At 69.3% G+C, this 9,106-nt stretch carries 12 protein-coding genes; 6 read left to right on the plus strand and 6 right to left on the minus strand.

Translation table 11 applies throughout. The features are described 5' to 3' along the window. The first annotated feature begins 61 nt into the window (after positions 1–61). Positions 62–799: an SDR family oxidoreductase gene (locus CFB82_RS13985; protein WP_089484439.1), complete on the plus strand. Its 738-nt coding sequence runs from the start codon at positions 62–64 to the stop codon at positions 797–799. 45 nt (positions 800–844) lie between these two features. Continuing rightward, positions 845–1,744, plus strand: coding sequence for an SDR family oxidoreductase (locus tag CFB82_RS13990; RefSeq protein WP_089484440.1), 900 nt, complete (start codon positions 845–847; stop codon positions 1,742–1,744). 30 nt (positions 1,745–1,774) lie between these two features. Here CFB82_RS13990 and CFB82_RS13995 read toward each other — a convergent pair whose 3' ends face one another. Then, the gene (locus CFB82_RS13995) at positions 1,775–2,665 is read right to left on the minus strand and encodes an alpha/beta fold hydrolase (protein WP_089484441.1); all 891 of its coding nucleotides are present in this window, start codon (positions 2,663–2,665) and stop codon (positions 1,775–1,777) included. Between the two features lie 106 nt (positions 2,666–2,771). Here CFB82_RS13995 and CFB82_RS14000 point away from each other — a divergent pair, with 106 nt between their 5' ends. After that, entirely contained in the window at positions 2,772–3,668 is an 897-nt protein-coding gene (locus CFB82_RS14000) for a LysR family transcriptional regulator (protein ID WP_089484442.1), read from the plus strand. 40 nt (positions 3,669–3,708) lie between these two features. Here CFB82_RS14000 and CFB82_RS14005 read toward each other — a convergent pair whose 3' ends face one another. The 4 genes from CFB82_RS14005 to copC all read right to left on the minus strand — a co-directional run bounded on the left by CFB82_RS14005 (position 3,709) and on the right by copC (position 6,703). Continuing rightward, positions 3,709–4,638, minus strand: coding sequence for a LysR family transcriptional regulator (locus CFB82_RS14005; protein ID WP_089484443.1), 930 nt, complete (start codon positions 4,636–4,638; stop codon positions 3,709–3,711). A 166-nt stretch (positions 4,639–4,804) separates the two neighbouring features. After that, positions 4,805–5,578: an SDR family oxidoreductase gene (locus CFB82_RS14010; protein ID WP_089484444.1), complete on the minus strand. Its 774-nt coding sequence runs from the start codon at positions 5,576–5,578 to the stop codon at positions 4,805–4,807. A gap of 186 nt (positions 5,579–5,764) precedes the next feature. Further along, positions 5,765–6,265 carry a DinB family protein gene (locus CFB82_RS14015; RefSeq protein WP_089484445.1) on the minus strand — a complete coding sequence of 167 codons (501 nt, stop codon included), beginning with the start codon at positions 6,263–6,265 and terminating at the stop codon, positions 5,765–5,767. A 63-nt stretch (positions 6,266–6,328) separates the two neighbouring features. Then, on the minus strand, positions 6,329–6,703 hold the full coding sequence (gene copC / locus CFB82_RS14020) for a copper homeostasis periplasmic binding protein CopC (RefSeq protein ID WP_069248645.1): 375 nt from the start codon (positions 6,701–6,703) through the stop codon (positions 6,329–6,331). Positions 6,704–6,817: 114 nt separating this feature from the next. Here copC and CFB82_RS14025 point away from each other — a divergent pair, with 114 nt between their 5' ends. Both CFB82_RS14025 and CFB82_RS14030 read left to right on the plus strand, forming a co-directional pair. Then, positions 6,818–7,534 (plus strand): pseudouridine synthase, encoded by a 717-nt coding sequence (locus CFB82_RS14025; RefSeq protein WP_089484446.1) that lies wholly within the window; start codon positions 6,818–6,820, stop codon positions 7,532–7,534. 106 nt (positions 7,535–7,640) lie between these two features. After that, positions 7,641–7,829 (plus strand): hypothetical protein, encoded by a 189-nt coding sequence (locus tag CFB82_RS14030; protein WP_069248647.1) that lies wholly within the window; start codon positions 7,641–7,643, stop codon positions 7,827–7,829. Here CFB82_RS14030 and CFB82_RS14035 read toward each other — a convergent pair. Continuing rightward, positions 7,812–8,849: an NAD-dependent epimerase/dehydratase family protein gene (locus CFB82_RS14035; RefSeq protein ID WP_089484447.1), complete on the minus strand. Its 1,038-nt coding sequence runs from the start codon at positions 8,847–8,849 to the stop codon at positions 7,812–7,814. The two genes, CFB82_RS14030 and CFB82_RS14035, sit on opposite strands and share 18 nt — an antisense overlap. A gap of 107 nt (positions 8,850–8,956) precedes the next feature. Here CFB82_RS14035 and CFB82_RS14040 point away from each other — a divergent pair. Beyond that, the coding region (locus CFB82_RS14040; protein WP_143750908.1) for a 2Fe-2S iron-sulfur cluster-binding protein at positions 8,957–9,106 on the plus strand (150 nt) is incomplete at its 3' end.

The raw sequence follows: 9,106 nt of genomic DNA on the forward strand, positions 1-9,106 counted from the left end.
AGGAAGCCTACATTGGTCCTGTCGCCGGATCGCACGGCACTCACGAACCAAGGAGCAGGACATGAGCACATCGGAACAGGTCGCCCTCGTCACGGGCTCGTCGCGCGGCATCGGCGCGGAAATCGCCCGTCGTCTCGCCCGGGACGGCTTCCGGGTCGTCGTCAACTATGCCGGCGGCGCCGGGCCGGCGCGCGAAGTCGTCGATGCGATCATCGGCGACGGAGGCCAGGCCGTCGCAGTGCAAGCGAACGTCGCCGATCCCGCCGCCGTGGCCGCGCTGTTCGATACGGCGCGCGACACGTTCGGCGGACTCGACGTGGTGGTCAATTCAGCGGGCGTCATGAAGCTCGCCGCGATCGCCGAGTTCGATGACGCGGTGCTCGACGAAACGCTCGCCATCAACGTGAAAGGCACGTTCAACGTCTGTCGCGAAGCGGCGAAGCACGTGCGCGACGGCGGACGCATCATCAACCTGTCGACCAGCGTGATCGGCATGCGCATGCCGTCTTACGGCCTGTACGTCGCGAGCAAGGCCGCGGTCGAAAGCCTCACGCAGGTGCTCTCGCAGGAAATGCGCGGGCGAGGCGTCCGCGTGAATGCCGTCGCGCCGGGACCGGTCGCGACCGAGCTGTTCCTCGCGGGCAAGAGCCCCGAACTCGTCGACCGGCTCGCGAAGCTCAATCCGCTCGAGCGGCTCGGCCAGCCCGACGACATTGCGCGCGTCGTCGCCTTCCTCGCCGGCCCGGACGGCGCGTGGATCAACGGTCAGATCCTGCGCGCCAACGGCGGCATGTGCTGACGGACCGCTCGCTGCCGCCCCCATCTTTCCGCCAGGAGATCGCTCATGAAGGAAGTCATTCTCGTCACGGGCGCGTCCAGCGGCTTCGGCCTGCTGACGGCCCAGGCGCTCGCCCTCGCCGGTCATACCGTCTACGCGTCGATGCGCGAAAGTACCGGCCGCAACGCGCCGCGCGTCGCCGCCATCGCCGCCTACGCGCAGGAACACGGCGTCGACCTGCGCACCGTCGAGCTCGACGTCGGCGACGACGCGTCCGTCGGTGCCGCCATCGATCGCGTGATCGCGGACAACGGCCGCCTCGACGTCATCGTCCACAACGCCGGCCACATGGTGTTCGGCCCGGCCGAAGCGTTCACGCCCGAGCAGATCGCCCAGCTCTACGACATCAACGTCGTGTCGACCCAGCGCGTCAACCGCGCGGCGCTGCCGCACTTGCGCCGCCAGGGGCGCGGGCTGCTCGCCTGGGTGTCGTCGTCGTCCGCGCGCGGCGGTACGCCGCCGTTCCTCGCGCCCTACTTCGCCGCGAAAGCTGCGATGGATTCGCTCGCGGTGTCCTATGCGGCCGAACTGGCCCGCTGGGGGATCGAGACGTCGATCGTCGTGCCGGGCGCGTTCACCCAGGGCACGAATCACTTCGCCCACGCAGGCAAGCCGGCCGACACGGCCATTCAGGCCGCCTACGTCGACGGCCCCTATGCGGGTGTCGCCGAGCAGGCGCTTCAAGGCCTCGCCGCGCTCGAACCGGCGGACGCCGATGCGGGCACCGTCGCGACGGCGATTGCCGACATCGTCGCCGCCCCGGCCGGCAAGCGCCCGTACCGCGTGTTCGTCGATCCGTCGCAGGACGGCGCGGAGGAAGTGTTCCGCGTCGGCGATCGGATTCGCCGCGAGATGTTCAGGAACATCGGCCTCGCCGACCTGCTCGCGGCCCGCGTCGGCGGCTGATCCACCGTGCGCCGGCCACGCCGGCGCGCCTCAGCCTGGCTCGCAGAACCCGAGGATCGCGTCGGCGACCGCCGCCGGCGCCTCACGCTGCGGAAAGTGGCCGACGCCGTCCAGCACCTGCCGCGCGTAGCGCCCTGCAAAGAACCGCTCGCGCCCGGCCGAACCGTCCGGATGATTGCAGGTGTCCGCGCCGCCGTGCAGCACGAGTGTCGGCAACGCCAGCACCGGCGCGGGATTCAGCCGCGCATCGTCGTCGGCATAGGCCGGCGTGCCCGGTACGAATCCCCATCGATGCCGGTACGAATGCAGCACGACGTCGATCCAGTCTGGCCCGTCGAACGCGGCGGCGGCCGCCTCGAAATCGCTGTCGCGATACCAGCCCGGCGGTGACCACGTGTCCCACATCATGCGGGCAAACGCGCGGCGATCGTCGCGCAACGCCTGCTCGCCACGCGGCGTCGCCATGAACCAGTGATACCAGTAGTTGCGCGCCTGCTGCAGCGACAGCGGCTGCCCCGGATCGTTGGTGCCGTACCCGACCGACAGCATCACGAGATGCGATGCGGCGCCGTCGCGCAGCCCGCACGCGTTCGCGGCCGCCCGCGCACCCCAGTCGTGCCCGACCAGCACGGGCCGCTCGATGCCGAGCGCATCGACGAAGTCGAGCAGGTCGCGCCCGAGCGCCGCGAGCTGGCCGCTGCGCGGCACGGATGCGTCGCGAAAGCGGGTCGGCGCAAAACCGCGCAGCGCGGGCGCGAGCACGCGGTAGCCGCGCGCGGCGAGCATCGCCGCCACCGCGTCCCAGCCGGCCGGGCTGTCCGGCCAGCCGTGCAGCAGCACGGCCACGCGCTCGCCGCGCGGGTTCCACTCGAGATAGGCAATGTCGAGCGACGCGGTCGTCGCATGCGCATAGGTCGTCATCGTGCACTCCGTTGGATCGATCCGAATGCACGATGGTAGGCCGGCCTTTCATCACGATTCACGGCGTATCATTGTTCATTCTTCGAGTATTGCGTTGAATTGATCCATGGAACCGCTGACCGATCCCGCGTCGACCTCGCTCGACATCACGCTGCTGCGCACCTTCCTCGAAGTCGTCGACAGCCGCGGGTTCGCGCCGGCCGCGGAACGGCTCGCGCTGACGCCGTCCGCCGTCAGCGGCCACATCAAGCGGCTCGAACAGGCGGCCGGCACGGTGCTGCTCGCGCGCACCACCCGTCGCATCGCGCTCACGCCGGCCGGCGACACGCTGTACGCGTACGCGCGCAACATCGTCGACATGGAGCGCGAAGTGCGCGCGAGGCTGCGCGGCGCGCCGGCGCACGGGCCGCTGCGGGTCGGCGCATCGGAAGATTTCGCGGGTGCGTGGCTGCCGCACGTGCTGCGCACGTTCCGCGACCGCCACCCGCGCACGTCGATCGAGTTGAAGGTGGGGATCACCGCGTCGCTGCTGCGCGAGCAGACGCTCGGCCGGCTCGACGTCGTGTTCGGCAAGCAGTGCCGGCAGGTCGACACGCCGGGCGAACTGCTGTGGGAAGAACCGCTCGTGTGGGCGTTCGCGTCGGATCGCACGCTCGACGCCAGCGGCGACGTGCCGCTCGCGCTGTTTCCGCAGCCATGCGTCTATCGCGAAGCCGCCGTCGCGGCACTCGCCGCTGCGCTGCGGCCGTTTCGCGTGCTGTTCGAGAGCAGCAGCATGGCCGGCTGCGTGTCGGCCGCGCTCGCGGGCTTCGCGGTCACCGCACTGGCGCGCAGCCAGCTGCGCGACGGCCTGCGCGAATGCGGCCCGCACGACGGCCTGCCGGCGCTGCCGGCCGCGCGTTTCTACGCGTTCGCGGCGAAACCGGACGGCGCCGGCGCGGCGTTGATCGATGCGGTGCGGGAAACCGGCCGCAGCCGCCAGTTCGCGGTGCTGCCTGGCTGAAACAGGCCCGACGGCACGTGACGCGATCCGGCCGTGCCGGTCAGTCGCCCTCCGCCCCCTCGCTGCCATGCGTCAGCGCGCTCGCCATCAGTTCGCCGAACCATTCGATGAAGGCATTGAGCCGGCGCGAACGATGGCGCCGGTGCGGGTACACGGCCGACACGTCCATCGGTGCGGCGCGGTGGCCGGGCAGCACGTCAACGAGTGCGCCGCTGTCGAGCAGATGCTGGACGTCGAAGCGCGGAATCTGGATCAGCCCCATCCCGGCGATGCAGCTGGCGATATAGGTTTCGGCATTGTTGACGATCACCCGGCTCGGCAGCATGAGCGTGTGCCGCTGGCCGTCCACGCAGTATTCCCAGTCGAGTTCGCGCCCGGTCGTCGGCGACGCATAGCCGATCGCCCAGTGTCCGTGCGCGAGCGCATCCGGATGCTCGGGCACGCCGCATTCGCGCAGGTAGTCGGGGCTCGCGCAGTTGATCAGCGTGAACTGCCCGAGCGGCCGCACGACGAGGCTGCTGTCCGCGAGCCGCCCCACACGAATCGCGCAGTCGACGCCCTCCTGCACCAGGTCGATCGAACGATCGGTCGAGCCGAGCGACAGTTGCAACTTCGGGTAACGGTGAAACAGCGACGGCAGCGCGGGCGCCACCATGCGGCGCGCGATCCGGCTCGGCACGTCGACGTTCAGCCGGCCGATCACGTCGCGGTCGCGGCGGCGGAACAGGCGGTCGAGTTCATCGGCCTCCGCGAGCAGGCGCCGGCCGCGTTCGAGCAGCAGCGCGCCGTCGGCGGTCAGCTGCACCTGGCGTGTCGTGCGGTGCAGGAGACGCGTGCCGAGCCCCGTCTCCAGTTGCTGGACGGCCGCCGACACGGTCGCGCGCGGCACGTCGAGCGCATGTGCTGCCTTGATGAAGCTGCCCATCTCGGCAACCTGCAGGAAGATTCTGACCTGATCCAGCTTGTCCATCGGCAGGGAACGTAGGTTCGGACGAACGCCACCGCCAGCCGTCGCGCGTCGCGGCCAGGTCCGGCGGCACAGAGGAAACGGGCGCGCAGCCGCGAGGCCGCGCGCCCGTCCATTGTCCACGCAAACGCGCCATTGCGGTGCGCCGCGCGGCCCGTTGCCGGGTCGGTTACTTGGTCGTGTAGCCGCCGTTGATCAGGATCGTCTGGCCCGTGATCCACCAGCCGTCGGTGACGAGATGGCGGATGAACGGCACGACGTCCTCGATGTCGGTCAGACCCGTCTTGCTGAACGGCGACAGCGCGGCCGCCGTCTTGTGGTACGCGACCGCATCGGCGCCTTCGGCCGGATAGAAGAACGGCGTGTCCATCGGGCCCGGCCCGACGGCCGTCACCGAGATCCCGCGCGCGCCGTATTCCTTCGACGCCGCGCGCGTGAAATGCTCGACCGGCGCCTTCGATCCTTCGTACGCCGCATAGAACGGCGTGAACGCGCCGAGCAGCGACGTCACGAGCGTGACGAGCTTGCCGTGATCCTCGAGGTGCCGCCCCGCTTCCTTGATGAAGAAGAACGCCGACTTGCTGTTGACCGCGAACATCTCGTCGTACTCGGCCTCGCTGATCTCGGTGAACGGCTTCTTCAGCACCTTGCCGACCGTGTTGATCGCGATGTCGATCTTGCCGAAGCGCTGCTTCGCGTCGTCGAACAGCTTCTCGACCGCGGCGGCCGTCGTCAGGTCGCCCTGGAACGTAGCCGCTTCCGCGCCGGCCGCACGCACCGCGGCGGCCGTCTCCTCGGCCTGCCCCTGCGATGCGGCGCTGTTGTAGTGAATCGCCACGGCCTTCGCACCGTGGCTCGCCAGATCCCGCGCGATCAGGCCGCCGAGATTCTTTGCGCCGCCTGCGATCAGGACGACCTTGTCTGCGAGCGTATGAGTTGCCACGGTTGACTCCTTGTCTCGTTGAACGAAGCTTGGAGTGTAGGCACGCGCGACGCACCGGTCAGCCGGGCGGAGCTGGATGGATTATCCAGAAAAACGATCCAATCGAAGCGCGGCAGTGCAGCCTGCCGCACCGACAACCGCGCCGGAATCTGTCCTTGATTGACGGGCGCCGATGCCGGCGCCGGCTCAGCGCGCGTACAGCTTCGCGTCGATCCTGCCGAGCAGCCACTGCATGCCGGCCAGATGCTGCTGGTCGTGGCTGCACAGGTAGTGGACGAGCCCGCGCACGGTCAGCGACCCGTAGCCGTCGAATTCCCCGGTGCGCGCGAACTGTTCGGGCGTGAGGCGCGACACGAGGTCCAGCGTCTCGCGCCGCGCGTCGCGGATCGCCGCGAGCACGTCGGACGCATACGCGTCGTTGTAGCGGCGCTCGATCGCGAGCGCGTCGCCGTCGATCGACACGAGCAGCGGCCGGTCTTCGTCGAGCATCCGCCGCAGCCGCACGTGATAGCCGTCGATCTCGATGTCGCGCACGTGGCAGAGCTGCCCGAGCGGCGAAAAGTGCTCGCTCGGCATTCCGGCCCAGTCGTCGGGCGTCCAGCGCGCGTAGCCGTCGGGGACGGCCGCGAAATGGGCTTCGAGCTGACGGGGGAAATCGGCGAGTGCGTCGAGCGTCGTCGGATTCATGCGGGACTCCCTGTCGGATAAGCGCGGCGGCAGCCCTGGCACGGGCCTGCCGCCGCCGTTGCGTCACTTCACGCTGAAGCCGTACGCGCCCTGCGTGCGGTGCCCGTCGGTCGCGACGGCCACCCATTTCACCGTATAGGCGCCGGTGCCGACCGCCGTGAGCGGCACCGACATCCGCTTGCGGTTCGACGCGTCGATGCGCGCACGGCCGTCCGACACCGTCTTGCCATCGCTGTCCACGACGACGATCGAGCTGAACGCCGGTTCCAGCGGCTCGGTGAAGTCGATCGTGACGGCGGCCGGGGCGGCAGCCACCGCCGCGCCCGCCGCCGGATCGCTCTTCGCGAGGTGCGCGTGCGCGAACGCCGCCGACGAGACGGTCGCGGCAACGATGACGGCAGCGGCATTGCGGCCGAACGGGAACGAAGCAAAAGGCATGGACTTTCCGTGAAGAATGAACGGGCGCCGCGCCCCGCGCGGCGTACCGGCAGCTTACCAGCGCATGCGCGTTCATGCCGGTCGCGCGCCATCGCTTGATAGAATGCGCGCGCTATGGATCTCGAAAGCATTCTCTACACCCAGGGCTTCGGCTCGCGCCGCCAGTGCCGCGGCCTGATCGAAGCGGGCCGCGTCAGTGTCGCGGGCGCCGGCGCGACCGACCCCGACGCCGCGTTCGATACCGACGGCCTCGTGTTCTCGGTCGACGATACGGCGTGGCCGTTCCACGCGCACGCGTATCTCGCGCTCAACAAGCCGGCCGGCTACGAGTGTTCGCGCGACCCGCAACACCACGCGAGCGTGTTCAGCCTGCTGCCCGCACCGCTCGTCGCACGCGGCGTGCAGTGCGTCGGGCGTCTCGACCAGGACACGACGGGCCTGCTGCTGCTGTCCGACGATGGCCAGTTCGTGCACGCGTACACGTCGCCGAAGCGCAAGGTTCCGAAGACCTACGTGGCGACCGTGCGCCACCCGCTCGACGACGCGCAGCTGAACGCGCTGCGCACCGGCGTGCAGCTCCATGGCGAACCGAAGCCGATCGCGGCGGTCGCCGCCGACGCGCGCGACCCGCACGCACTCGCGCTGACCGTCCTCGAAGGCAAGTATCACCAGGTCAAGCGCATGGTCGCGGCGGCGAGCAATCGCGTCGAAGCGCTGCATCGCGAAAGCATCGGCGGCTTCGCGCTGCCGGCCGACCTCGCGCCGGGCGCGTGGCGATGGCTCGATGACGCCGACCTTTCAGCGCTGCGCAATCCGGTCAAAACCCTGTAAGGGAAAATCCGCACGACCGTTCGACGTCCCGCCGCATCTCGACCGCATCCTCCCCCGCTATACTGAAATCACAAGCTGTACGAACAGCGATGCAGGGGGAGACATCATGAACATCAACCATTCTTTCGAACTGTCTTACGTGATGATCGCGTTCGCGGTCATCGGTGTCATCGTGATCGGCGGGCTGCTGGCCGCGATGCACATGAAGCACAAATATCATCCGAACCTGATTGGTGCGCTGATCGGCGCGTTGCTGTGCTTCCTGCTGATCGAGGCGTTACCGGCGCTCACCTGACGCGCTGCCCGGCGCGAGCGTTTGAAGGAAATCATCTACGGTCGGATAGCGCAACGTCACGCACAATTCGGCCTTGAGCCGTGCGTTGGACAGGCGCCGCGACTCGCGCATGAACGACAGCAGCGTCGGTTCGAGTTGACGCTCGGCGTCCGCGCGGCTCACGCGTGGCGGCTTCGGCAGGCCGAGCACCTGCGCGACCCGGTCGAAATATTCCCCCATCCGCAGTTCGCTGTCGTCCGACGCATGCACGGTACGCGCCGGCTTGCCGCGCTCGGCCGCACGGCGCAGGATCGCCGCGAGATCGTCCGCGTGGATGTGGTTCGTGTAGACGTCGTCGGCCGGTTCGAGCGCCGGCGTGCCGCGCTCGAGCCGTGCGACCGGCAGACGGTTCGCCGCGTAGATCCCGGGAATCCGCACGATGCGCGCGGACAGCACGCCGCGCACCGTCGCGGCACGCAGTTGCCGCTCGGCCGACACGCGCCGGAACGCGCGCGGATTCGCGGGGCGCAGCGGGTGCGTTTCGTCGATGCGCGCGCCGCCGCAATCGCCGTAAACGCCCGTCGTACTGGCGTAGACGAGCCTCGGCGCACGAAGGCCGTCGGGTACAATACGCGCTGCCCGAACGGGCGCGCCGGCCTGTCGGGTCGCGGTGCGCAGGGTTCGGAGCCGGCCCACCGCCGATGCCGGCGGCACCGGTGGCCGTCGCGCAGGCACGGTCGTTGCGGCGATCAGCGCACGTGTGCGCCGGTCGTCGCGGCCATCGGACTGCGGCGGTGCGAGATGCAGGATCGTGCGGGCCAGACCCGCGAGGCGGCCGAGTGTCGCCCGGCGATCGAGGTCGCCGACGATCGGCGTTGCACCCGCGGCGCGCAGTTCGTCGCGACGGGCCGGGTGGCTTGTCAGCGCGAAGATCCGCAGGTTGCGGCGCGTGTCGCGCCATTGCGCGACGCAGCGCATGCCGACGTCGCCGCAGCCGACGATCAGTGCGCGCGGCCGGCGCAGGATTCGAGTCGCGATCATGTTGGTTGCGAAATCAGTAGCCACCGTTGCGCGACGCGCAACGGGTTTGCATTGTAGCTGCCGTGCCCGACATGCACGGTCCCCACATTTTGTTCTAGTTTGGTTCTATGGCATTCAACGTCACTCTCAAGCAAAGCGGCCGGCAATTCCAGGTCGAGTCGGATGAAACCGTGCTGGCGGCCGCGCTGCGCCAGAACGTCCATCTGCCGTACGGCTGCAAGAACGGCGCGTGCGGCTCCTGCAAGGGCCAGATCGTG

Source organism: Burkholderia sp. HI2714 (assembly GCF_002223085.1).
Taxonomy (GTDB): Bacteria; Pseudomonadota; Gammaproteobacteria; order Burkholderiales; family Burkholderiaceae; genus Burkholderia; species Burkholderia lata_D.

Excerpts from the sequence above, each read along its gene's own strand:
- CFB82_RS13985 (WP_089484439.1), top strand. The coding sequence starts at position 62 with ATGAGCACATCGGAACAGGTCGCCCTCGTCACGGGCTCGTCGCGCGGC.
- CFB82_RS13990 (WP_089484440.1), top strand. The coding sequence starts at position 845 with ATGAAGGAAGTCATTCTCGTCACGGGCGCGTCCAGCGGCTTCGGCCTG.
- CFB82_RS14025 (WP_089484446.1), top strand. The coding sequence starts at position 6,818 with ATGGATCTCGAAAGCATTCTCTACACCCAGGGCTTCGGCTCGCGCCGC.
- CFB82_RS14030 (WP_069248647.1), top strand. The coding sequence starts at position 7,641 with ATGAACATCAACCATTCTTTCGAACTGTCTTACGTGATGATCGCGTTC.
- CFB82_RS14015 (WP_089484445.1), bottom strand. The coding sequence starts at position 6,265 with ATGAATCCGACGACGCTCGACGCACTCGCCGATTTCCCCCGTCAGCTC.
- CFB82_RS14005 (WP_089484443.1), bottom strand. The coding sequence starts at position 4,638 with ATGGACAAGCTGGATCAGGTCAGAATCTTCCTGCAGGTTGCCGAGATG.
- copC (WP_069248645.1), bottom strand. The coding sequence starts at position 6,703 with ATGCCTTTTGCTTCGTTCCCGTTCGGCCGCAATGCCGCTGCCGTCATC.
- CFB82_RS14000 (WP_089484442.1), top strand. The coding sequence starts at position 2,772 with ATGGAACCGCTGACCGATCCCGCGTCGACCTCGCTCGACATCACGCTG.
- CFB82_RS14035 (WP_089484447.1), bottom strand. The coding sequence starts at position 8,849 with ATGATCGCGACTCGAATCCTGCGCCGGCCGCGCGCACTGATCGTCGGC.
- CFB82_RS13995 (WP_089484441.1), bottom strand. The coding sequence starts at position 2,665 with ATGACGACCTATGCGCATGCGACGACCGCGTCGCTCGACATTGCCTAT.